This is a genomic window from Massilia sp. NP310 (assembly GCF_019443485.1).
GTDB classification, from domain to species: Bacteria; Pseudomonadota; Gammaproteobacteria; order Burkholderiales; family Burkholderiaceae_D; genus Telluria; species Telluria timonae.
Map to the genome: position 1 here is coordinate 4,817,974 of NZ_CP080379.1, position 22,351 is coordinate 4,840,324.

A 22,351-nucleotide genomic window follows, 5' to 3' on the forward strand; every position below is an offset into this window, starting at 1 on the left:
CATCACAGCTTGCCGCGGATGCCGATCTTGAACGTGCGCCCATCGTACTTGGCGTAGTCCATCCGCGTGTGCTTGCCGCTGCCGTGCTGGCCGGTGGCGTCCTCGAAGTAGTCGTAGTTCAGGGTGTCGGTCAGGTTCAGCGCATCCAGGCGCAGTTCCAGGTTCTCGGACAGCTTGTAGCTGATGGTGCCGTCCAGGTAGCCGCGCGCGGCGCGCCAGCGAATCAGGTCGTCGCCGTTGTTCCGCGGATTGTCGCCGTGCAGCGAGCGGTCCTTGTAGTTGTAGGACAGGCGCATCGCCAGCGGGCCGCGCTCGTAATAGGCGGTGACGCTGTAGGCATACTTCGGCACCGAGTTGACCTCGATCTCCTTGCCCGCGTTGGTGATCCAGCGCATGCTGTTGAAGGGATCGATGTGGGTGTAGCTGGCCAGCGCGCCGAAGCCCTTGAACGGGTCGGGCAGGAAGGTGAAGTCCTGCTGGTAGGCCAGCTCGTAGCCCTTGAGCGTCTGTTCGCCGGCGTTGCTGTAGGTGCGCAGCACCATCGGCAGGTTCGGGTCGACCCGGCCGCTGGCGTCCTGGAAGATCGCCCCGAGCGCGGTGTCGGGCAGGCCGAGCGCGCCGAAGGTGGTGTTGGTGGTGGTCGACACCGTGGCGTCGGTCAGCTTCTTCTTGAAATACGCCGCCGACAGCAGGCTGCCCGGCTTGAAATACCATTCCAGGCTGGTGTCGAAGTTCTTCGACTGCTGCGGCCGCAAATTCGGGTTGCCGGCGGTCGCGGTATTGTCGAAGGCGTTCGGGATCACGGTCTGGGCCGCGATGATCGACAGCGAGGCGCGGCTGATGGTCTTGCCCCACGAAGTGCGGAAGATCAGCTCGTCGTTCAGGTCCCAGGCCGCGCTGACGGCCGGCAGCACATTGGTGTACTTGCCCTGTTCGCTGTTCGGCTGGTAGGTGTTGCCGCTGCCGCTCCTCTTGAAGTTGTCGATGTCGAGCTTCGTCTGCGACCAGCGCACGCCGGCGTTCAGGCGCAGCTCGCGCCCCAGCACGTCGCCCTTGAAATCGGACTGGACGAAGCCGGTGCTGACCTTCTCGGCCGCGCCGAAGCTCTGCGCCGGCGTGAACGCTTCATTCGTATTGAAGGCGACCGGATCGTAGGTCGAGAAGGCATAGTCGCGGGTGAAGGTGCCGAAGCGGTTCGGCCAGCCGGGGCCCATGTCGAGGTCGGGGATCGGCAGGACCGAGACCATATTGGCGCGCACGCTGGCGTCGCCCAGGGCGACCATCTTCGCCTTCATGGCGGCGCCGGCATTGCGTTTTTCGACGTCCTTGCTGGTGTCGACGTAGACCAGGCCGGTCTTGAGGCGCCCGGTCCAGCCGCCAAACAGGTCGTAGTCGTAGTCCACCACCAGGCGCGCCTGGCGGCCCTTGTCGCGCTCGCGGGTCCAGCCGGTGGTGACGTCGAAGCCGCTGAAACTGGCCGGGTCGGTGTAGTCGACCGGCGAGGACATCGACGGGTAGACGTGATCGGTTCCGTAGTCGATGGTCGTGTCGACGCCGAAGATCTGGCCCGACAGGGTGTCCGAATAGCTGGTGGCCTTGCTGTTGTTGGCGCTCACCTGGCCGGTCACCACCAGCCCCGGGCGCGCCTGCCAGCGGCCGTTGAGGGCCAGGTAGCCGAACTCGGTCTTGTCTTCGCCATAGGTCACGCCGCTGCTGTACGAGGTATTGCCGAAGGTGCCGGTCAGGAGGTTCGAGGCGGGATCGACGCGCACGTCGATCGGCACCAGGCCGTTGTGGCCGTTCGTTCCCGGCGGCGCGTTGCGGTTGGTGGTGCGGGTGTTGCGGATCAGGAGGCCGTAGTACAACTCGTCGCGGCTGTTCTCCAGGCGCGAGTACAGGCCGTCCAGGCTCAGGTTCAGGTCGCCCTGCTTGAACTGCAGGGAGCTCACCAGGCCGTCGCGGCTGCGCCGGTTCTGCGAGCCGTAGTAGCGGTAGATGCGCGGCAGCAGGGCGTTGTCGATCTGTTCGCGCGAGTAGCCGGACAGGTTGGCGCGTGGGTCGTCGTAGTCGAGCGCCAGGGCGAAGTTGCCCATCACGGGCGTGCGGCTGCCGTTGGCGGAGCTGTTGTAGCCGCCGGTGGCTTCGAAGCCGGAGCGGTTGTTGACCGCCTTCGAATGGGCCACGCCGGCCAGGAAGCCCCACGGACCCCAGGTGTTCGAGTACAGCGCGAAGCCGGTCGGATCGGCCTCCCTGGCGCTGGTGTTGTAGGCGCCCGAGACCGCGTAGCGGATGGTGCGCTTGGGACTGTCGAACGGGCGCGGGGTCTGCAGGTCGACGATGCCGCCCATGCCGCCCTCGGTCAGCTCGGCCAGCGGCGACTTGTAGAAGTCGACCCGGCCGAACAGTTCGGACGCGAACACGTCGTAGTTGAAGCCGCGCGCGGCGCTGCCGATGGTGCTGGTCGACGTGGTGTTGACCGGCGCGCCGTTCAGGGTCGTCACCGAATATTCGGTCGGCAGGCCGCGGATCGAGATGCGCTGGCCTTCGCCCGAACTGTCGTCGCGGTTCAGGATCACGCCGGGCACGCGCTGCAGCGACTCGGCCACGTTCGCCTCGGGGAATTTGCCGATGTCCTCGGCGACGATCGAATCGCGCACGCCGATCGCCTGCTGCTTGAGGTTCAGCGCCTTCTGCAGGCTGGACCGAAAGCCGGTGACCACCACGGTGGTGGGCGCGGCCGTGCTGCCGGCGGCCGGTGTGGCGGCAGTAGCGTCCGCAGTTGCAGCGTCGGGCGGTGAGGGTGGCGTAGTGGGCTGTTGCTGGGCCAGCGCGGGTGGCATGGTTGCGGCGGCCAAGGCCAGCGGCAGGGCCGCGGCCAAAATCTTCTTCTGCATAGTGTCTCCTGACCGCGAACTTCGAGGTTCGCTTGTAATGTCGGGCCGCCGTGCTTGGCACGTGCGGCTGAAGATGAAGCACCGGTCGCCGACCATTGCGCTTGTATGACAACCGTATGGTCACGTTACCATGTGACTCGTAAATACTCAACAAGCTTGGGATAGACGCTGTAGCAGTGGGATAAGCACCTGATTTTGCTGAAAAATATCTGGAATCGGCCGAGCTCGACGTGGTATCGTAACCACAGGTCGGGGTTGGATAACTAGAAATACTCAACAACATGATCGATTGAAGGAGACCGATGGCCAAAGCCAGCAAACTGAGCGAGGTCGCGCGCCTGGCCGGCGTCGCGCCGATCACCGCCTCGCGCGCGATCCGCGGCACCGGCTATGTGTCGGACGCGGCGCGCGAGCGCATCATGGCGGCAGCAGCCCAGCTGAACTACACGCCGGACATGCTGGCGCGCCGCATGCGCGGCGACAAGAGCAAGCTGATCGGCGTGTTCATGAACAACTACGGCCCGGTGGTGCTGCACGAGCTGGTGCGCGCCATCGGCGAGCAGGCGCGCAAGCGCGACTACGACCTGCTGCTGTTCAACGCCGACCGCTTCGACAGCCCGGACCGGATGACCACCTGCGCCACGCTCAGCAAGCTGTGCGACGGCCTGCTGCTCCTGATGCCGACCGCCGACGACCGCTTCCTCGACGTGGTCGAGCGCCAGCAGCTCAATTGCGCGCTGGTGTTCTTCGATGCGCGCCAGCTGGCGCTGCCGACCATCGTGCTGGAAAACCGCATCGGCGCGCGCCGTGCGGTCGAGCACCTGATCGGCCTCGGGCACCGCCGCATCGCCTTCATCGCCGGCACCAAGCGCACCGGCCAGAGCGCTGAGCGCGAACGCGGCTATGCCGAAGCGCTGGCGGCGGCCGGCATCGCCGTCGACCCGGCCCTGGTGGTCGATGGCGCCTTCAACCAGCCCGGCGGCTTCGCCGCCACGCTGCGCCTGCTCGACCTCGCGGCGCCGCCCAGCGCCATCTTCGCCGCCAACGACGAGATGGCGTTCGGCGCCATCGACGCCGTCGCCAGCCGCGGCCTGAAGGTGCCGGCCGACGTCTCGGTGGTCGGCTTCGACGACATCTCGACCGCCAGCCACGTGTTCCCGCGCCTGACCACGATGCACCAGCCCTATGAGGCGCTGGCCGAGCGCGCGGTGCGGGAAGTGGTCGAGATGATCGAAGGCCGGCCGCCGGCCGCCGAGCGCATCGCCTTCGCCACCGAGCTGGTGGTGCGCGACTCGACCGGCCCCGCGCCGGCGTAGACCCAGGATGCGGCGCGCCGCCCTGGATAACGCACGCTGGCAGGCCGGCACGCTGCGCTATGGCGCCTGGGGCTTGTGCGTGCTGGTCGGCTGGCTGCTGGTCGGCGCGCTCGGGATCGCGGTGCGCGAGCGCTGGGCCGGACCGATCGGGCTGGTCGTGTTGCGCAACCACGGCGCGTCGGACACCGCCGTCGCCATGCTGCTGTCGACCGTGCCGGCGCTTATCAGCCTGCTGGTGGTGCCGGCGATCGGGCTGCGTTCCGACCGCAGCCGCGGCCGCTGGGGACGGCGCCGTCCGTACCTGGTGATCAGCGCGCCGCTGGCCGCCGCCGCCATGTTGTGCGTGGCCCTGGCGCCGTCCTTCGCGGCCGGCGCGCACGCGCTGCTGGGCGCTTGGGCGCCTAGCCTGCGCGCGCTCGAACTGGGCGTGTTCTGCCTGTTCTGGACCGTGTTCGACGCCGCCGCCATGACCACCATGGCGCTGTTCGCCGGGCTGGTGGCCGACGTCATTCCGTTCGGGCTGGCCGGCCGCTTCTATGCCGCGGTGCGGGTCGTCGGCCTGGGCGTGGCGATCGGCTTCAACATGACGCTGTTCGCCCTGAGCGAAGCCTGGCTGGCCGAGATCCTGGTGGCCATCGCCCTGGTCTTCGGCCTGACGATACCGCTGATGTGCCTGATGGTGCGCGAGGGCGACTACCCGCCGCCGCCAAACGCGCATGACGACGCGGCTTCAGCGGGCGGGCGGCTGGCGCTGGCGCGCACGCAGTTGCGGCACTGCTGCGCCCAGCGCCGCTACCTGTGGATCTTCGGCGCCTTCATGCTGGCCGCCGTCACCTTCGTCCCCTTCAATACCTTTTCGCTGCACTATGCGCTCGACCTGGGCTTGTCGAAGGCGGAGCTGGGCGAGCTGACCGCGCTGGCCTATGCGGTGTCGATCGCCAGCGCCTTCGTCATCGGCTGGCTGGTCGACCGGCGCGGCGCGGTGCGCGTGGCCGCCGCCATGATGGCGCTGTATTGCGCGATCGCGCTGGGGGGCTGGCTGCTGGTCGATGGCGCCGCCAGTTTCCGGCCGTTCTACGTCGCCCACGTGATCTGCTCGGGCGCCTATTTCACCGCGGCGGCGGCGATGCCGCTGGCGCTGTTCCCGCGCGAGGAATTCGTGCGCTACAACGCGAGCAAGGACATCCTGGTCGCCTTCGCCAACATCCTGGTGGCCAGCTGCATCGGGCCGCTGCTCGACCACTCGGGCCACGATTACCGCCTGACCCTGGGCAGCGCGGCGCTGTTCTCGCTGCTGGCGCTGGCATGCCTGGGGCGGCTGCTGGCGACGCCCGCCGTGCCGGCGCGGGCGCCAATCCTTCAGAGATAGTCGACGTCGGACGCGTTCGCGGGGTATTCCTCGGCCAGCTCGGTCAGGCATTTCTTCATGATGAAGGCGTCGCGCGGGAAGCGCTGCGCGAAGTCGTCCCAGCCGATCAGGCGCAGCTTTTCCGGCATCGGGACAAGCCCGATGATCACATCCCAGAATGCGTCCCAGTTAGGGCCATACCATTCGGGGAAGTGCAGGGTCTTGGCCATCAGTTCGTGCAGCTCGCGGATGCTGGCGATCGTGGACAGGTCGAAGGTGACGACGGTTGCGCGGGTCATCGGGAAGCTCGATTCATCATGGTCCTTGGCATCGCTGGTGGACGCAGCCTATCACGCCCCCTGCGGCCGCGGCGCCGCCCCCGGCCCATGCCGCTGCAGCAGCTGCGCGCACAGCGCCTCGATATCCTGTTCGCCGTGCGCGCCCACGGTGGCGCGCGCCGCCTCGCGCAGCGCGCAGTCGACGATGTGGTCGCCCAGCGCGCGGTAGCTCTCGAACTGGGCTTCGTCGAACCACTGGTCGGCGATGCTCTCGTGCGGATAGTCGGGATGCAGCTTGCGGTAGTTGAGCAGGTCGGCGTTCTCGTTGCCGACGATGGCTGGCTTCACGTACAGGAGCACGCCGTCGGCCGCGCCGCGGTCGGCCAGGCTGTAGCGGATGGTGCCGGCCGCACAGCTGGCGCCGCACATGCCCTTGTCGCCGAGCGCGCCCAGGCGCGAGACGTCGAGGTCGATGCGCACGTGCAGGTCGGTGGCGCAGCGCCGGATCGCGTTGCCCAGGTCTTCGAACGCCAGGTGGCGGTCGCTGCCCACGTCGACCGCGATCACCAGCCGGCAGCGGCGCCGCACCAGTTCGTAGATGCCGAGGTTGTCGAAGTGGCCGCCGTCGGTCAGGTGGACGTAGGCGGCGTCGGAGTCGAGCTGGCCGAACAGCTCGGACAAGAGGCTGAACAGGCCGATCGGCGGCGAAGCGCTGGTCCAGGCGCGGCGCGCCGGATTCGGGCACCAGCGCCCCAGGCGCACGTTGAACATCGTCATCAGGAAGTTCAACGGCGGCGACGAATGGGCGCCCATGTTCGGGCTGGCCGCGGCGCCGGACAGGGCCACCGCCATCCCGAGCCGCACGCCGGCGTCGTCGTCCAGCCCGACGCCGGAGCGCGAGGCATACTGGTCGGTCGGCCGGTAGCAGCCCGCTGGCGCGCCCGCGCCGCCAGGCGCCACGCTGGATTGCTCGTAACCGCACCAGCGCGGCGTGAAGGCGAACGAGGCGGTGCGCCGCGTCTGCCAGGCCAGCTCGGCGCCGCTGACCAGGTTCAGCGCGGTGTTCACGATCGGGTAGGGCCGCCCGTAGCGCAGCTCGGCCAGCAGCATGTCGTCGTTGGGATCGAAGCCGGTGAAGGGATGCGGCTGGCGCGCGCGGTTGCCGGCGCCGAACCAGGCCCGCACCACGCGGTTGCGGTACAGCATATAGAGGGAAAACTTGTTGATGTCGACCCGCCAGCCGAGCAGCAGGGCGGCGCCCAGGAAGGCGCCGAAGGCCAGCAGCAGGGTCGCGCCGCCCGTTGCCAGGGTGGCGTCGGCATGGGCGCGCAGCACGCAGGTCAGCTCGGCCTTCGGGCAGGCGATATGCGGCAGCGCCACCGTGGCCTGCACCAGGCTGCTCAAGAGGGCGAAGATCCCGACCGTGAACACATAGGGCGCCAGCCGCGCGACCAGTTCGAGCTTCGGGTCCGGGGCGCCGCGCGCGCCGGTCGACATGCTGCTGCCGGCCTTGAGCCCGAAGGCGGTCATCGCCAGCCAGCCGAGCAGGGTGCCCAGGTTCGACCAGGGCTCGTAGGTCAGCCAGGCCCAGTGCAGCAAGGGAGGAATGTAAAAGCAGGTGGCGTACACGGTCAACCAGAGGAGGGCGAAGATCGCGGTCCAGGCGCCCTGGCGGCTCCACCATTCGCGGCTGGCGTCGCTGTACAGGCGGCCGACCAGGCCGATCATCAGGGTCATGGTGGCGGCGAACAGCGCCATCATCAGCGGCATGCCGAAGGTGGCCAGGGCGATCGCGTCGTTCAGCACGCGCTGGCCGGCGGGATCGGGCAGCACCGCCATCCCGCCCAGCAGCAGCAGGGTGCCGAGGGTGAGCGCGCCCATCGCGCACAGGAAGTGCGACAGGCCTTCGCCCAGTTCGGCGCGGGTCAGGTCGCGCAGCGGCGGGTCGGCGTGCAGCCGCGTGTAGATGGCCAGCCAGCCGGCCAGCGCCAGCAGCAGGCCGACCGTCCAGCACAGCAGCAGCGACAGTTGGGCGGCATCGACCCGCAGCAGCGCCAGGACCCCGGGCGCGAAGGCGCGGCCGGCTTCCAGCAGCACCAGCAGCACGGCGGCCGCACCTGCGGCGCACACGGTATAGCCGGTGCGTCGATAGGGGCTGGAGCGGTCGTGGGCCAGGTACCAGCCGCAGGCCCAGACGATGAAATACACCAGGCCCGGGGCCAGCAGCCAGTGCCAGCGGCCCTCGAGCTGGGCGGGCAGGAAGGTCGACGGCGCCGCGCCGCCGTGGCGCCACAGGCCCAGGCTGCCGAGGAAGCCCGCCAGCAGCAAGGGCAGGTTGATGCACCACAGGACCGCGCCTTGCGACAGCGGAAAGCGGCGCATCCCGCGCGAGCTTTCGGGCTTGCTCGAAATCGACAGCGCGATGCAGAACACGGCGAACAGGAACAGCAGCACGCCGAGGATCCAGGCGATGTCGGCCAGGTGCGTCCAGGCTCCGCCAGGCGCGACCACGCGGTGCACGGCCCAGACGGCGAAGCGCGGCAGCAGCAGCAGGGCGCACATCCAGGCCACCAGCATGGCCAGGTTCAGGCCCGTGTTGCGCACATAGGTGCCGACCAGGGTCCAGGTGTCGGCGCTGAACATGCCGCCCTGCGGCGACAGGTAGTTGCTGTACTGGCGCAGGAAACGCAGCTCGGGCGCCTCGACGCTGCCGGCCTGCGGCGCCAGCATGGCTTCCACCTTGCCGATGTCGCCGCCGTTGGCGTGCAGGCATTTGGACAGCCAGCCGCCGACGAAGCCGCCGCCGGACACGGTGGACAGGTAGTCGATGTGGCGCAGCAGGCCGCAGCGCGCCAGCGCCTGCAGGGCGCCCAGGCTGAAGGTGGCGCTGCGCACGCCGCCGCCGGACAGGGCCAGGCCGGTCAGCATGCCGCCATGGGCGCGCTGCAAGAGGCGCTCGCGGTCGGGCGGCAGGGCGGCGTCCAGCGCTTCCGCGCGCATGTCGCCCGCCTCGGGGCGCAGCATGGCGAGTTCGTCGCGCAGCACCTCGCCGAACAGGTGGCCGGCGGCGGCGTCGAGGCAGCGCAGCAGGTCGCCGTCGATCTTGTCCGACGGCGCCAGGCCATGGCGCTTGCGCAGCTGGGCGAAGGCATCCTGCAGTTCGGCGACGGTGCGCGCCCCAGGCGGCGGATCGCAGCCGGCGGCGGCGAGCTTGCGCCGCAGGTCGTCGACCTGCGAGGGCGTCAGGTGGGTCAGGTCGCTCGGCAACATGGCTCGCTCCGGCTGGACGGGAAAGCGGCCGGGCCGGGCCGCCGGGTCAGTTCAGCACGGTTTGCAGGCGAGCGCCACCGTTTGGATCAATGCAGCGGGGTCAGGCCTTGTCGCTCTTGCCGCGCGCGCCGCGCCGGGCGGGGGCCGGATTGCCGTTGCCATTCTGGGCGTTGGCGGATTGGCCTGCGGACGCCTTGCCGGCGCCAGCGCCACCGGTCGCGGCGCCAGCCGCCGGGCTGTCGGCGCCGCCATCGGACGGTGCGCCGCCGGCCTTGTCCGGACTGGCGCTGTCCGGCGGCATCGCGCTGGCCACGGCTTGCCGGAACTGGTCTTGCAGCAGGTTCCACCAGGCGACGGCCGCCGGCATGGCGGCATGCGCGGCCTCGGCGCCCTGGGGCGGCTGCGCAGTCTCGGACGCCGGCGCGGACGGCGGCGCTGGAGGAGGCGGGGTGGCGCTGTCCGCGGGCCTGGCGGCGGCCTGCGCGGCCTGGGTGAAGAATTGCGCGAACGGCGCCATGGCGGCGTCGCTGGCGGCGCCGGTCTGGCTCATGGCCTGGGCCATGCTGTCGCCCATCGCCTTGAGCGTGGCCAGGGTGCCGCGCTGGATTTCGAGCGCCTGGATCGAGCCGCGCAGCATGCCCAGGTTGAGGTTGAGCCAGGACTCGACCGCCTTCAGGTCGGCGATCTTCTTGTCCAGGTCGTCGACCGACAGGCCGGCGCCCGGCATCGGCATGCCGCCCATGCCGGGCATGGCGCCGGGGATGTTCATGCCGCCCCACAGGTTCTTGACGAATTCGAGCGTGTCGGTCATTCCAGGCATGGGCTGATTCAGCATGAGCGGTCTCCGTTGTTTGTGCGGCAAGCGTAGCAGATTACGCCCTCACAGGCCATGCAGCGCATCGGGCCGAAGACGCTGCGTTTGCGCTGGAACCAAAGCTGGATTAACTAATAGGAATATTGTCTATTGAGCAAAGTCCGTCCTTACGTTACGATGGAAAAGTTGCGCTGCACAAATTGCATTATGGCAATCAACCTTGGTGGTGAATCGGATGCTCATCGATGGCAGGCACTTAGCACCAGACACGACACTGCAGACCGACGTCTGCATCGTCGGCACCGGCATGGGGGCGATTTCCGCGGCCCAGCCCCTGGTGCGCGCCGGACGCGACGTGCTGTTCGTCGAAACCGGGCCAATGACCGCGTCGCGCCGCGATCCGCCCGCAGTGCGCATCGAAAGCGTCGGCCGTCCGTTCGGCATTTCGACCAGCCGCGGGCTCGAAGTGGGCGGCGGCACCGCGTTCTGGCATGGCGTGTGCGCGCCGCTCGACGACGAGGATTTTCTCGAACGCCCCTGGATTCCCCACAGCGGCTGGGCCATCACGCGCGGCGATCTCGATCCCTGGTATGCGCTGGCGCTGGACTTCCTGTGCGGCGGCCAGGACATGCCGCACGACACTGCAGGTCACCACGGCGGCATGGCGCTCGGGATGGGCAATATGCTGGCTTCCAAGGCTTACCGCTACCGCTCGCCGCCGTTCAGGGGCAAGCCGATCCTGCGCGAATGGTGCCGCAACGGCATGGCGCGCTGCGTGTACAACGGCACCGCGCTGCAGCTGCGGCAAAGGCATGGACGCACGCATGTCCTGGTCGTGGGCAGCGGCGCGCACCGGATCGAGGTCCGGGCCAACCGCTTCGTGATCGCGGCCGGCGCGCTCGAGACGCCGCGCCTCTTGCTCAATTCGCTCGGCCAGCATGGCATGGCGCAGCCGCCGTCCTGGTGGCTCGGGCGCAACCTGATCGACCATCCGGCCGGCTACCTGTCGCAAGTCACGTTCCGCCAGCCGCTCGGCGGCAAGCCGAAGGCGCGCGCCAGGGCTGGCAAGGAAGACATCCAGGTCTTCCCGGGGCTCATGCTCAAGCGCGAATTCCAGCAGACCCACCGCCTGCCCAACCATGCGGTGTTCATCCGCAAGGGCATCAACCGGCGTCCGGTGCCGAACAAGGCGGTGATGTCCTTCCTCGGCGTGCGCGGCCCGCGCGACATCGGCCTGTCGCACATGGCGTCGCTGGTGCGCCACCCCTACATCCTGTGGCGCATCGCGCACCAGAAGCTGCCGCTGGGCCTGCGCTCGCACCATGGCGACCTGTTCTTCATGACCGAGCAGCTGCCCAACCCGCACAGCCAGGTCAGCCTGTCCGATCACGAGCGCGACCGCTACGGCATGCCGATCGCGCGCGTGCACTGGCAGCTCAGCAAGCAGGACATCGAGATGTTCACGCAGTATCACGAGCTGCTGATGGCCGGCTTTCGCGGGCACGGCGACGTGAGCGGCTGCCGGGCCGACCCGATGACGGGCTGGCGCGATACCTGCGCCTCCGCCGCCCACCACCTCGGCACGGCGCGCATGGCGACGACGCCGCAACACGGCGTCGTCGACGCCAACCTCAAGGTGTTCGGTTTCGAGAACGTGTGGGTGAGCGACGGCTCGGTGTTTCCGACCGCCGGCAGCGTCAATCCGTCGCTGACGATTTGCGCGCTCGGTCAGCGGCTCGGCAACCATTTGGCCGCATTGCGCTGATGGCGCGCCGCCGCTAGCCTGCGACCAGGGCGTCCCAGCCGCGCATGGCCATCCGCGCCACCGCCTCCAGTTCGGCGCGGCTGGCGCCGTCGCGCGCGTGGAGCGACATCCCGTTCTGGACGACCTGCACGAAGCGGGCGAGCGCGTCCAGGTCGACCGAGGCCGGAATCTCGCCGTTCGCGGCGCCCTGTTCGAGGCGGGTCCTGACGACCGTCCGCGGCGCGGCGCGCGCGGCGCGCGTCTGCTCGCACAACCCCTGGTGGCCCGCGGCGCCGATCACCGACAGGGTCGCCATGCAGCCGAGCGGGACGTCTTCGATGTCGCCGGTCAGGAAGGCGGCGGAATCCATCAGCCATGCCTGGACCGCGTCGCGCGCGGTCGCGGCCTCGAGGAAGTTCTTCCAGCCCCAGGCATAGGTGGCGCCGTAATGGTTCAGGGCCTCGACGAACAACGCCTCCTTGGAGCCGAAGGCCGCGTACAGGCTGGGCGAAGCGATGCCCATCGCGGTGGTGAGGTCGGCGAGCGACGTGGCCTCGTAGCCCTTTTGCCAGAACAGGCGCATGGCCTTTGACAAGGCCGCCTCGCGGTCGAAGGCGCGCGGCCGGCCGCGGGCGCGCGTCGGCGGGCGCGCATTCCCGGCCGGTGCGGCCGCTTCGTCGTGGAGGGGATGGTCGGGCGTTTGCATCGCGCACAGTATATGTCCGGCCGCGGGTCGGGACAACGCCGCGCGCCGGTTCATCATATATGTGTCGATCACTAAAAAAATCAATTGACAGCGCGCCGGCCGGACATCTACTATTTCTGTGTCGATCAACACAGAAAAGGAATGTCATGAATAACTTGCAAGGGAAGCGCGCCATCGTGACCGGCGCATCGCGCGGCATCGGCGCCGCGATCGCCATCGAACTGGCGCAGCAGGGCGCCGACGTGGCGATCACCTACGAGCGTTCGGCCGAGCGGGCCCAGGAGGTCGTGCGCACCATCGAAGGCCACGGCCGCACGGCGATCGCGATCCAGGCCGACAGCGCCGACCCGGCGGCGATCCGGCGCGCGGTCGACGAGGCGGCGCGGGTGCTGGGCGGCCTGGACATCCTGGTCAACAACGCCGCCATCGCCCGCTATGCGCCGATCGCCGACATCGCCGTGGAGGATATCGACGCCTTGCTGGACGTAAACGTGCGCGGTCCGATCCTGGCGGCGCAGGCCGCCATCCCGCACCTGGGCCAGGGGGGCCGCATCGTCACCATCGGCTCGGCCGGCGCCGACCGCATCGTGGGCGAGGGCGCCACCGTGTATTTCCTGACCAAGGCCGCGCTCAAGACCTTCACCAGCGGCCTGGCGCGCGAACTGGGTCCACGCGACATCACGGTCAACCTGGTGCAGCCGGGCTCGACCGACACGGACATGAATCCGGCCAACGGCGACTTCGCCGAATTCCAGAAGTCGCTGATCCCGCTGGGACGCTTCGGCGCGCCGCGCGACGTGGCGACGGCGGTCGCCTTCCTGGCCAGCCCGGCGGCGCGCCAGATCACCGGCGCCGTCCTCACTGTCGACGGCGGCGCGATTACCTGACGCTCCCCTGGCGGGTACGGTGGCGCCGTGCAGCGCCGGCCGTGCCCGCGCTACACTAGCGGTATGCCATCCGCACCACTCCTTCTTCCGCGTCGCCGCCGGCTGCTGCCGGTCGCGCTGGTGGTATTGCTGCACTGGATCGTGTTGAGCGTGCTGCTCGACGTGAACCTGTCGCTCCCGCGCCAGGCCGGGGGGGAGGGCGGACCGGCAACCCTGCTGGCGCAAGTCCTGCCGGCCGCCATGCCGGCGCCTCCGCCGCCGCCCGCGCCGCTGCCGGTGCCCGATTCTGGACCGCCGCCCCTGCCCGTGATTCCCCCGCTGCCGGTCGAACTCGGGCTGCCCGCGCAGGCTGGGGACATCAGCCCGGAGAGTCACGCCGCCGCGGCCGATGGCGTGCCCGGAGGCGCCGGCGTCGAGCCGGTGGCGGCGCCTGCAGCGCCGGCGCCGCTGAAAACGGCCGCGCCCGCGCCTCCCGCTCCGGAAACGCCGGCGCCAGCGGCCGAGCCGGCCGCCCCGGCGGCGCCGGAGGTGCGCCGCTACACGATCGACATGCCGCCTCCGGCCACGATCACGCTGGACGTCGCGCGTACCGACAAGGACGGCGCCGAATGGTCGGGCGAGGCCGTCCTGGCCTGGCAACTGAACGACGACACCTACAAGATCCAGGTCGAGGCCGGCATCCGGGTGGTATTTACGCGGGTCAACCTGGTGGTATTGCATAGCGAGGGCGCGGTGGCCGCGACCGGCTTCGCGCCGATCAGGATGACGGAAAAGCGGCGCGGCCGTTCGCTCACGGCCACCCATTTCGACTGGGGCGAAAACAAACTGACCTTCTCGGCGTCGCAGGCGGTCTATCCGCTGGCGCCCGGCGCCCAGGACAAGGCCAGCATCCCGCTGCAGCTGTCGGCGATCGCGCGAGGCGACGCCCAACAATTAAACGGCGATATCGACATCCTTGTCGGCGAAGACCGCGACGCCAGCGTTTACCGGTTCAAGGTGGTGGGGCAGGAAGAGATCGATACCAGGCTCGGCAAGCTGCAAACCTGGCGCCTGACGCGCCCGCCGCAGCCCGGCTCTTACAAGTCGACACTCGACATCTGGCTGGCTCCGCAACACGGCTGGTATCCGGTGCGGATTCGCAATACGGAGGCCAATGGAGCAGTAACCACGCAAACAGTGAATAATATCGTCTTGAACCATTCAGGATTTTGATATGCTTCTAGACAACATTCGAAAAGCCGGCGTGGCGTGCACGCTGGCGCTCGCCCTGGGCAGTGCAGGCGCCCAGGCCGCCAACCCAGCGCATCCTGCCGTCAAGCGCGCCTTCGAATTGCCGCCCTCGGCCGACCTGCACTATGACCTGAGCGCGCGCCAGCGCGGCCTGTCGCTCAAGGGCGACGCCACCGTCGCCTGGCGCGCCGGCGACGGCAAATATGACCTGCGGGTCGAATCGCGCGTGGCCATCCTCGGCACCCTGCTCGACAACCGCAGCCAGGGCGCCATCGACGAGTTCGGCCTGGCGCCGGTGGAATTTTCCGAAAAGCGCCTGCGCAAGGACCCGACCTCGATCACCTTCGACCGTGGCGAAAAAGTCATGAGTTTCTCCGAAGGCGACAAGACCTATCCGCTCAAGGGCGGCGAGCAGGACCGCGTATCGATCACCTGGCAGCTGGCGGCCGTCGCGCGCGCCGCCGGCGACAAGTTCAAGCCGGGTTCGGAATGGCCGTTCTTCGTGGCCGGCCGCAGCAGCGCCGAAGCCTGGACCTTCAAGGTGGTCAAGCGCGAGAAGGTGAAGACCGGGCTGGGCCAGGTCGACGCCGTGCTGGTCAGCCGCGAGGCGCTGCCGGGCAGCCGCGACCAGAGCATCGAGGTGTGGCTGGCGCCCGCGCACGAATGGTATCCGGTCAAGATCCGTTTCACGGAAGGCGACAAGGAAACCATCGAGCAGACGCTCAAAAGCATTGCCAAGCCATAAGACACACTGTGTCTTTCCCGCAATTGTCGGCCCCCAGTCGGGGTCGGCAATCGTCAATCGCCCAGTCCAGCCTGTTATACTGACGCCCCCGCGAAGCCGGTCGGGCCTGTAAGTACGTGCATGACAATATTGTCAATATTGGCAGCGCAGGCCCGTCTCGACCGCGCACGAGAGACTGGTAACAACGATGATCGATCCCCTTGCCGGCGCGGCCCTCGCTGCCGACTCCCCGGCTTTAGCGCCGGAACTTGATCCGCTGCAAGCACACTTCCAGGAAGGCGTCGCTCCCGACGAAATCGAGCAAGTCTTCCACCTCAAGCGTGCCCAGCCGATGCTGTCGGCCTTCACGGCCCTGTTCCACGGCACCCAGGACGGCGTGCTGGTGCGCCTGCTCGTCTTGCGCGAACTGGCCGGCGACACCGCCACTTCGGCGTTCTCGCGCGCCGACATCAACCAGAAGCTGGCCTACCTGATCCCCGAGAGCCTGGAGACGGTGCTCAACCGCCTGCGCGGCCACGGCCTGCTGGCCTGGGATGCCCCGGCGGCCGTCTACCGCATCACGCCGCTGGCGCGCAACGTCCTGTCCGCGCTCGAGACTCTGCTGGCGCTGGGCAAGCCGGAAGACGACGATGCCGAGATGGGCTTCCTGCTGTCGCAGGTGGCCGGCGCCCAGGCGGTCGGCGGCGTGACCGTCGACCAGCTGAAGCACCTGCTGGGCCGCCTGATCGAGCTGACCGAGGAATTCCGCGACGCGATCGCCTCGGGTTCCGAGTTTCGCCTGCGCACCTCGCAGGCCAAGTGGCATATGGCCTGCGACTGGGTAGAGAAGGGCTCGGTCATCCTGCGCGCCATCACTTCGGACGAACGCGCCGACAGCGCCACCCATCGCGCGGCCCAGGCCATCGGCCGGGCCCAGAGCGCGCTGCTCAATATGCAGGGCATGTTCTCGCGTGCGCTGAACCAGATCGAGCGCCAGCGCGTGCACCTGGGCCAGTCCGGCCTGTCGACCACCGACGTCAAGCGCTGGCTGCTGGCCCACGAGGACCTGGCGAGCCTGGCCGCGGGCGCGATCGACCGCCCGGTGACGCCGCTGTTCGCCACCCCGGCCGAGATGATCGACGTGGCCGAGACCGAGCTGCTGGCCGAACGCGTGATCTCGACCGGCCCGAAAGGACTGCCGAGCGGCCAGGATGCGCCGCTGACGATCAACGACAACCCGGCCATGATGGTCGAGCTGAACGACTGGATCAACAAGCTGGCCGACTTCGCCAACCTGGGCAATTTCCCCGAGTTTTCGGAAGTCGGCCCTCGTCGGGTGCAGCTGCATGAATCGCTGCTGCCGGCCAGCTTCGCCCTGGCGTCCTACCGCGCCTCGCTGCTGCCGCTGCTGGGCGACGCGGCCGAGGCCAGCCTGCAGGGCGCGACCGCCGACCTGGCGCGCCTGCCGCTGGCATTCGAGGCCCAGGACCAGATGATCGAACTCGACGACCCCGAAGTGGCGGCCATGTCGCTCGCGACCCTCTCCCTCAATCTAGATCTACCTTCGGACGGCACGCCCACATGAATGACGATGCACAAATCCTGATCGCGCGCCTGCTGACGCACCAGACCCTGCGCCGCGACGACAAGATGGTCAAGCGCGCGCTGTCGGACGACCAGTTCCGCGCCGAAGTCGACAAGCGCCTGCTCGAATCGGGCCTCAAATTGCTCGATAACGTGTATGCCGACCACGTGACCGTGGCCCTGCACCGCAACGTCGAGCCGAAGATCTTCGGCGCCAAGGACATCTGGCAGAACAACAATTTCGGCCTGACCCGCGACGGCGTGGCCCTGCTGGTGGTGCTGTGGGCCCAGATCATCCTGCCCAAGCGCGAGCGCCAGGAAACCCACACCACGGTGGACGACGACCAGAACGACATGTTCGAGAAGGAGACGCCGATCCCGCGCGCCGAAGACGCGTCGATCGGCATCTCGTACACCGCGCTGCTGTCGGACTTCGGCGACAAGCTCGGCAAGAAGACCCGCATGGACATGAACCTGGGCGTGCTGTCCAAGCTGGGCTTCATCGAACGGCGCGGCGACGTGATCCTGGAAGGCCCGCTGCTGGACCTGATGATGGACACCGACGTGCTCAAGGAGCGCATCATCAACGGCGCGCTGTCCGAAGTCTTCAAGCGCGCGCCGCTGGCCGCCGCTCCGCGCAAGGTGGCCGTCGACGCCGAAGCCGCCAACGATGCGGTGGCGGTCGAGCAGCTGGATGCCACTGACGACGCAACCGATACCCCGAACTGAGATAGCCGATGTTCCACATTAAATCACTTGAACTGGTCCACTGGGATTACTGGCAGCGGATCAAGAACATCCCGCTGGACGCCAAGATCATCACGATCGCCGGCCAGAACGGCTCGGGCAAGACCACGCTGCTCGACGCGATGCGCACCCTGTTCGGCCTCGATTGCTCGATGGGGCGCACCTATAAACACTATGCGCGCCACTCGGGCCAGCAAAGCGCCTGGCTGCGCGCCGTGGTCGACAACAAGCCGATCGGGCGCCAGCTGTCGAACCGGCCGTTCCGCCATTCGGGCTTCTTCTCGGACGACGAGGTGACCTTGTTCTGCCAGGTGCAGAAGAACGGCGGCGACTGGAAGCGCCAATACCTGATGCGCCCGGGGAACGTCGAGATCGAGGAAGTGACCGAGGCCACCGACTGGCTGGGCGTCGAGAACTACCGCAAACGCCTGGCCTCGGCCGGCCTGTCGCCGGCGATGTCGAAGGTGCTGGCGCTGGAGCAGGGCGAGACCGACAAGCTGTGCGAGTACGCGCCGCGCCAGTTGCTGGACCTGGTGTTCCAGGTCTTCGGCGACAAGGAAGTGCTGGACGCCTACGACGAAGCCAAGCGCCACCAGCGCGACACCGAGGTCGAGCTGAAGCGCTTCGAGACCGAACTCGAAACCTCGCGCACCAATCTCGAGGGCTTGCGCCTGCGCGTGGCCAACCACCACCAGTGGTCCGACCTGAACAAGGAAAAGCGCGAGCTGCAGGAAGAAGTGCTGCCGGCGCTGCAATACCACGAGGCGCGCGAAAAAGCCGCCAACAACAGCCGCATGCTGCGCGAGGCGAAGAAGCCGCTGGTGCAGGCCGACGGCCAACTGGCCGAGAAGCGCAGCCAGCTGGCGGCGCAGCAGCGCGCGCTCACCGAGGCGCAGAAGCAGGAAACCGAACTGGAGCTTGAAGCCGGCCAGCTGGCCAAGCGCCTGTCCGAGGTGAACACGCGCCTCAAACCCCTGGAAAGCCTGCTCGAGCAGCGCGACCGCCTGCAGAAGCTGGCGGCGGACGCCGGCGCCGACATCGCTGAAGTAGCCAAGCAGCTCGAAGAAAAAGAAGCCGAGCTGGCGCGCCAGAAGAGCGCGCGCGAAGCGGTGTCCAGCAAGATCGCGGGCGAGATGGCGACCATCTCGGCGCTGCAGGGCAAGACCTCGATGCCGGAGCCGGAAGCGCAGCGCCTGATGCGCCGCGCGCTGCGCGACGAGGGCATCGCCCACGCCATGCTGTCGGACATCGTCGAAGTGACCGATCCGAAATGGCAGGGCGCGGTCGAGGGCGTGCTGGGCGGCTATGCCTCGGTGGTGCTGCTGGAGAACGCGAAAGATGCGCCGGCGGCCTACCGCCTGGCCGAGAAGGAACGCTATCGCCACTTCATCGTGCCGGACTGCGTCAACGCGCCGGTGGTGAAGGACGACAGCCTGCTGTCGGTGGTGCGCTTCTCCAGCAAGGCGCCGGGCTGGCTGATCGACCAGCTGGAACGCATCGAGCGCGTCGACTCGGTCGACGAAGGTTTCAAGAGCCGTTCGGACGAATGGATCACGCCGGACGCCTACCACCGCGAACGCCGCGGCGGCCGCTCGCTGTTCGTCGAGGCCTCGCGTTACCGCTTCGGCGCGGCCGGCAAGACCCAGCGCCTGGAAGCGATCCAGAAACTGATGCCGGCGCTGGAAAAGCGCGAAGACGAGCTGACCCTCGCCATCTCGAAGCTGGCCGCCGAAGTGGGCGGCCTGAAGGCGCGCATCGCCGGCGTCGACGCCGCCAAGGAGCTGTCGGCGCGCCAGGAAGAATTCGAGGAAGCCGCGCGCGCGATTGCGCCGCTCAAGACCGAGCGCCTGGAAGTCGGCGCGCGCCTGGGCGAACTGCAGACCCTGAGCAAGAACGCCACGGTGGCCCGCACGCGCGCCGACACGGTGTGGCAGAACGCGCGCATGGCGCTGTCGGAAGCCGAAGCCGGCATGCGCCTGAACCATCGCCGCCAGATCGAGCAGCGCAGCGAACACGCCAAGGCGCTGCTGGAGCTGCGCCGCGGCTGGCGTGCGGTGCCGGTCACCTGGAAGAACCCCAACTGGCGCGGCGACCTGGTAGCCAAGCACCAGAACGCGCACCAGGTCAACCTGCGCCTCGGTTCGCTCGAGCATTCGCTGGCGCGCGAGGACTGGGAGCTGGACCCGACCGTGATCGACCAGTATGCGCGCCTGCACGAACAGCTGGAAGCCCGCCAGAGCGAGACCGAGGAGCGGCGCTACCAGAACAACCGCGCGATCGAGGCCACCGGCAATGCGCGCGGCGCCTACATCGAGCGCCTGCGCTACACGATCAAGACCTATACCAAGAACATCCGCGAACTGGGTTCGCTGGCCGGCATCGACGTGCAAGCCGACCCGGTGCGGCTGGAGAACGACGACGTGCAGCTGGCCCAGGCCGGCTTGCACGTGCGTTTCAAGTTCGACGGCAAGGACCAGATCGGGATGAACGACGGCGAAGCGTCGGGCGGCCAGCAGGTGATGAAGTCGCTGGTCTTGCTGATCGGCCTGTTGAAGTCCGAGGAAGGCTCGGGCGGCTTCGTGTTCATCGACGAACCGTTCGCGCACCTGGACATCCGCAACATCCAGCTGGTCGGCGAGTTCCTGAAGAACACCGACGCCCAGTACCTGATGACGACGCCGCTGACGCACAACACCGACGTCTACGATCCTTCGGAACTCACGCTCATCACGAGCAAGAAGAAGAAGGACATGCAGTGGGCGCAGCCGATCTTCGTGCTGCAGCGAAGGAAGGACGAGGCGAAGGCCGCGTAATGAAGAAGGGATCCGGATGGATCCCTTTTTCGTCATTGGTCGCGTTCGCGGTGGGCTACGGACTTGGGTTCCCGCCTTCGCGGGAACGACGTGTTTATGTACGTGTCCGAAATAGGCGCCGTATCTGGCCCGCTAAGCAAAACAACGTCGTTCCCGCGAAGGCGGGAACCCAAGTTGCTCGCATGCCCCGCACGATCAAACCTGGTCGATCGCCTTGCGCACCCGGCGCCGCCAGCGCAGCAGTGCCGCCGAGTAGTAGCCGAAATAACCGGCCGTGATGCCCACGCACAGCATGGTGAGCGGACTGTCGGTCAGGCGTGGGGTAGGGATGCCCTTGCCCTGGTTGGCATACACCTCGATGCCGATGTACAGCAGGCGCGCCACCAGGATCATGGACATCACGAGTCCCAGGCGCGCGGGCGGCGTGAAGAAGTAACCCTGCGGGGTTTCCTCGAACCGGGTCAGTTTCAGGCCCCAGACGGCATAGCCGATGCCGCCGCCGGCGCCGACCACCAGCGCCGCCAGGTTGTAAGGCGTGTCGAACAACTGCGCCAGCGGCACCAGGATCATCGCGCCGAATACCAGCACGCCGGTGTAGTGGCGCGAGACGATCGAGCGCTGGCGCTGCATCTGCGTCTTGATGCGGCTGTAGATGCGCCACACCAGCAGCGGGGTCAGGACGAGCAGGGCCAGGGTGGTGATCGAAAATTCCATGTGCGGCGAGAAGGCTGTGTTCAGGAAAAACCGCATTGTAGCCCACTGCCGGCGCGCGCCGCGCCGCCGGGCCGCATGATAAGGTAGCCCGAACCGCATTCTCGCAAGGAGACCGCATCATGCACGCCGCCCCTCATGCCGCACATCGCATTCCCCGGATGCCGCCGCGCGCGCCCATCCAGGCTCACCGCGCGCCCGATCCGGCGCCGATCGAGGAACCGATGCCCGAGCCCTTCGACACCCCGCACCCGCACCACCAGCCGGTGCACCTGCCGCACGACGAAGAACCGGTGCCCGATCCCAAGCCGAGCTGAGTCGGAGCGCGCCCGGGATGAGCGTGCTACCATGAAGCAATAGTTGCACTCTCTTCCCGACGTAATGAAACACCGACTCTTCCTGTTCGACCTCGACGATACCCTGCTCGATTTCCGCGCCTCCGAACAGCGCTCGTTCATGCGCACCATGGATCAACTGGGCGTGCGCGAGCAGGTCGGCGCCTTGTTCCAGCAATACCAGGCGACCAATCTCGCGCTGTGGCGCCTGTTTGAACAAGGCGCCGTCACCAAGGATTTCCTCAAGGTCGAGCGCTTCCGCAAGACCTTCGCGGACAACGGCATCGAGATCGATCCGCAGCGCGCCAGCGACCTGTACGTGGAATCGCTGGCCGACACCGTGGTGCTGGTCGACGGCGCCGCCCAGCTGTGCGACACCCTGGCCGGCATCGGCGAAGTGGGCATCATCACCAACGGCGCGCACCAGATCCAGCACCGCCGCATCGCCAGCTCGGGGCTGCAGCCCCACCTGTCCTTCGTCGCCACTTCCGAAGCCTGCGGCTTCGCCAAGCCCGACAGCCGCTTCTTCGAGTTCACCAGCAAGATGGCGCGCAGCTTCGCCAAGCACGAGACCGTGATCGTCGGCGACCGCCTGGACGCCGACATCCTCGGCGCCAACCGTTTCGGCATCGAGAGCTGCTGGTTCAATCCCGGCCGCCTGGCCAACGACTCGCAGGCGATCCCGAGCTGCGAAGTCGCCAGCCTGCACGATATCGTCGCTTCATTGCGCGGCCTGGCCGCCTGAGCGGCTCAATGCCCGGCGACGGCCGGGCCCGAGCGCGCGCCCGGCCGGAAGCCATGCGTGCCGCTCGACCAGGCGATCGCGAAGCCGAGCGCCGCCAGCGCCGCGGTCGACCACGGGAACGAGGCGGCGCCCCAGCGGTCGAGCAGGAAACCGCCGAGCAGGCCGCCGCCCGCGATCGCGCCATTCCAGGCCACCACGTTCATCG

Annotated in this window: 18 protein-coding genes; 11 read left to right on the top strand and 7 right to left on the bottom strand. The window is 68.1% G+C overall.

Annotated elements, in window-relative coordinates; genetic code table 11:
- Positions 1–2: 2 nt before the first annotated feature.
- Positions 3–2,894 carry a TonB-dependent receptor gene (locus KY496_RS21255; RefSeq protein ID WP_219862303.1) on the bottom strand — a complete coding sequence of 964 codons (2,892 nt, stop codon included), beginning with the start codon at positions 2,892–2,894 and terminating at the stop codon, positions 3–5.
- 302 nt (positions 2,895–3,196) lie between these two features.
- Here KY496_RS21255 and KY496_RS21260 point away from each other — a divergent pair, with 302 nt between their 5' ends.
- Together KY496_RS21260 and KY496_RS21265 are read left to right on the top strand one after the other, a co-directional pair.
- A complete protein-coding gene (locus KY496_RS21260; RefSeq protein ID WP_005663152.1) occupies positions 3,197–4,210 on the top strand; it encodes a LacI family DNA-binding transcriptional regulator in 1,014 nt (337 codons plus the stop codon).
- Between the two features lie 7 nt (positions 4,211–4,217).
- Positions 4,218–5,579, top strand: coding sequence for an MFS transporter (locus KY496_RS21265; protein ID WP_219862305.1), 1,362 nt, complete (start codon positions 4,218–4,220; stop codon positions 5,577–5,579).
- On the opposite strand, the gene KY496_RS21270 is transcribed toward KY496_RS21265, so the two are convergent.
- The 3 genes from KY496_RS21270 to KY496_RS21280 form a co-directional block, all read right to left on the bottom strand.
- A complete protein-coding gene (locus KY496_RS21270; protein ID WP_005663140.1) occupies positions 5,570–5,857 on the bottom strand; it encodes a barstar family protein in 288 nt (95 codons plus the stop codon). The two genes, KY496_RS21265 and KY496_RS21270, sit on opposite strands and share 10 nt — an antisense overlap.
- 51 nt (positions 5,858–5,908) lie before the next feature.
- Complete coding sequence (locus tag KY496_RS21275; protein WP_219862306.1) at positions 5,909–9,106, bottom strand: patatin-like phospholipase family protein; 3,198 nt, start codon at positions 9,104–9,106, stop codon at positions 5,909–5,911.
- Positions 9,107–9,206: 100 nt separating this feature from the next.
- Complete coding sequence (locus KY496_RS21280) at positions 9,207–9,941, bottom strand: PhaM family polyhydroxyalkanoate granule multifunctional regulatory protein (protein ID WP_071360627.1); 735 nt, start codon at positions 9,939–9,941, stop codon at positions 9,207–9,209.
- Between the two features lie 214 nt (positions 9,942–10,155).
- Here KY496_RS21280 and KY496_RS21285 point away from each other — a divergent pair, with 214 nt between their 5' ends.
- A complete protein-coding gene (locus tag KY496_RS21285; RefSeq protein WP_219862308.1) occupies positions 10,156–11,685 on the top strand; it encodes a GMC oxidoreductase in 1,530 nt (509 codons plus the stop codon).
- A 13-nt stretch (positions 11,686–11,698) separates the two neighbouring features.
- Here the strand turns inward: KY496_RS21285 and KY496_RS21290 are convergent, their stop codons facing one another.
- Positions 11,699–12,370 (bottom strand): TetR/AcrR family transcriptional regulator, encoded by a 672-nt coding sequence (locus KY496_RS21290; protein WP_229520330.1) that lies wholly within the window; start codon positions 12,368–12,370, stop codon positions 11,699–11,701.
- A 146-nt stretch (positions 12,371–12,516) separates the two neighbouring features.
- On the opposite strand from KY496_RS21290, the gene KY496_RS21295 reads away from it, so the two are divergent.
- From KY496_RS21295 to KY496_RS21320, 6 genes are all read left to right on the top strand, one after another.
- Positions 12,517–13,257, top strand: coding sequence for an SDR family NAD(P)-dependent oxidoreductase (locus KY496_RS21295; protein WP_219862310.1), 741 nt, complete (start codon positions 12,517–12,519; stop codon positions 13,255–13,257).
- A gap of 63 nt (positions 13,258–13,320) precedes the next feature.
- The gene (locus tag KY496_RS21300; protein ID WP_219862311.1) at positions 13,321–14,469 is read left to right on the top strand and encodes a DUF3108 domain-containing protein; all 1,149 of its coding nucleotides are present in this window, start codon (positions 13,321–13,323) and stop codon (positions 14,467–14,469) included.
- A gap of 1 nt (position 14,470) precedes the next feature.
- Complete coding sequence (locus tag KY496_RS21305; RefSeq protein WP_219862313.1) at positions 14,471–15,232, top strand: DUF3108 domain-containing protein; 762 nt, start codon at positions 14,471–14,473, stop codon at positions 15,230–15,232.
- A gap of 187 nt (positions 15,233–15,419) precedes the next feature.
- Positions 15,420–16,796, top strand: a complete 1,377-nt coding sequence (locus KY496_RS21310; RefSeq protein ID WP_219862315.1) for a hypothetical protein — start codon at positions 15,420–15,422, stop codon at positions 16,794–16,796.
- Complete coding sequence (locus tag KY496_RS21315; RefSeq protein WP_219862317.1) at positions 16,793–17,524, top strand: hypothetical protein; 732 nt, start codon at positions 16,793–16,795, stop codon at positions 17,522–17,524. The genes KY496_RS21310 and KY496_RS21315 overlap by 4 nt, the downstream gene beginning before the upstream one ends.
- Before the next feature lie 8 nt (positions 17,525–17,532).
- Entirely contained in the window at positions 17,533–20,355 is a 2,823-nt protein-coding gene (locus KY496_RS21320; protein WP_005663122.1) for an ATP-binding protein, read from the top strand.
- A 195-nt stretch (positions 20,356–20,550) separates the two neighbouring features.
- On the opposite strand, the gene KY496_RS21325 is transcribed toward KY496_RS21320, so the two are convergent.
- Positions 20,551–21,069 carry a hypothetical protein gene (locus KY496_RS21325; RefSeq protein ID WP_219862318.1) on the bottom strand — a complete coding sequence of 173 codons (519 nt, stop codon included), beginning with the start codon at positions 21,067–21,069 and terminating at the stop codon, positions 20,551–20,553.
- A gap of 119 nt (positions 21,070–21,188) precedes the next feature.
- Between KY496_RS21325 and KY496_RS21330 the strand changes: the two genes are divergently transcribed.
- Both KY496_RS21330 and KY496_RS21335 read left to right on the top strand, forming a co-directional pair.
- A complete protein-coding gene (locus KY496_RS21330) occupies positions 21,189–21,383 on the top strand; it encodes a hypothetical protein (protein ID WP_219862320.1) in 195 nt (64 codons plus the stop codon).
- Between the two features lie 64 nt (positions 21,384–21,447).
- A complete protein-coding gene (locus KY496_RS21335) occupies positions 21,448–22,146 on the top strand; it encodes a YjjG family noncanonical pyrimidine nucleotidase (RefSeq protein ID WP_219862322.1) in 699 nt (232 codons plus the stop codon).
- A 5-nt stretch (positions 22,147–22,151) separates the two neighbouring features.
- On the opposite strand, the gene KY496_RS21340 is transcribed toward KY496_RS21335, so the two are convergent.
- Complete coding sequence (locus tag KY496_RS21340) at positions 22,152–22,349, bottom strand: hypothetical protein (RefSeq protein WP_219862324.1); 198 nt, start codon at positions 22,347–22,349, stop codon at positions 22,152–22,154.
- Between the last annotated feature and the right edge of the window lie 2 nt (positions 22,350–22,351).

What these genes read in the sequence shown, in the direction of transcription:
- KY496_RS21255 (WP_219862303.1), bottom strand. Translation starts at nt 2,894, where the DNA reads ATGCAGAAGAAGATTTTGGCCGCGGCCCTGCCGCTGGCCTTGGCCGCC.
- KY496_RS21260 (WP_005663152.1), top strand. Translation starts at nt 3,197, where the DNA reads ATGGCCAAAGCCAGCAAACTGAGCGAGGTCGCGCGCCTGGCCGGCGTC.
- KY496_RS21265 (WP_219862305.1), top strand. Translation starts at nt 4,218, where the DNA reads ATGCGGCGCGCCGCCCTGGATAACGCACGCTGGCAGGCCGGCACGCTG.
- KY496_RS21270 (WP_005663140.1), bottom strand. Translation starts at nt 5,857, where the DNA reads ATGACCCGCGCAACCGTCGTCACCTTCGACCTGTCCACGATCGCCAGC.
- KY496_RS21275 (WP_219862306.1), bottom strand. Translation starts at nt 9,106, where the DNA reads ATGTTGCCGAGCGACCTGACCCACCTGACGCCCTCGCAGGTCGACGAC.
- KY496_RS21280 (WP_071360627.1), bottom strand. Translation starts at nt 9,941, where the DNA reads ATGCTGAATCAGCCCATGCCTGGAATGACCGACACGCTCGAATTCGTC.
- KY496_RS21285 (WP_219862308.1), top strand. Translation starts at nt 10,156, where the DNA reads ATGCTCATCGATGGCAGGCACTTAGCACCAGACACGACACTGCAGACC.
- KY496_RS21290 (WP_229520330.1), bottom strand. Translation starts at nt 12,370, where the DNA reads ATGCAAACGCCCGACCATCCCCTCCACGACGAAGCGGCCGCACCGGCC.
- KY496_RS21295 (WP_219862310.1), top strand. Translation starts at nt 12,517, where the DNA reads ATGAATAACTTGCAAGGGAAGCGCGCCATCGTGACCGGCGCATCGCGC.
- KY496_RS21300 (WP_219862311.1), top strand. Translation starts at nt 13,321, where the DNA reads ATGCCATCCGCACCACTCCTTCTTCCGCGTCGCCGCCGGCTGCTGCCG.
- KY496_RS21305 (WP_219862313.1), top strand. Translation starts at nt 14,471, where the DNA reads ATGCTTCTAGACAACATTCGAAAAGCCGGCGTGGCGTGCACGCTGGCG.
- KY496_RS21310 (WP_219862315.1), top strand. Translation starts at nt 15,420, where the DNA reads ATGATCGATCCCCTTGCCGGCGCGGCCCTCGCTGCCGACTCCCCGGCT.
- KY496_RS21315 (WP_219862317.1), top strand. Translation starts at nt 16,793, where the DNA reads ATGAATGACGATGCACAAATCCTGATCGCGCGCCTGCTGACGCACCAG.
- KY496_RS21320 (WP_005663122.1), top strand. Translation starts at nt 17,533, where the DNA reads ATGTTCCACATTAAATCACTTGAACTGGTCCACTGGGATTACTGGCAG.
- KY496_RS21325 (WP_219862318.1), bottom strand. Translation starts at nt 21,069, where the DNA reads ATGGAATTTTCGATCACCACCCTGGCCCTGCTCGTCCTGACCCCGCTG.
- KY496_RS21330 (WP_219862320.1), top strand. Translation starts at nt 21,189, where the DNA reads ATGCACGCCGCCCCTCATGCCGCACATCGCATTCCCCGGATGCCGCCG.
- KY496_RS21335 (WP_219862322.1), top strand. Translation starts at nt 21,448, where the DNA reads ATGAAACACCGACTCTTCCTGTTCGACCTCGACGATACCCTGCTCGAT.
- KY496_RS21340 (WP_219862324.1), bottom strand. Translation starts at nt 22,349, where the DNA reads ATGAACGTGGTGGCCTGGAATGGCGCGATCGCGGGCGGCGGCCTGCTC.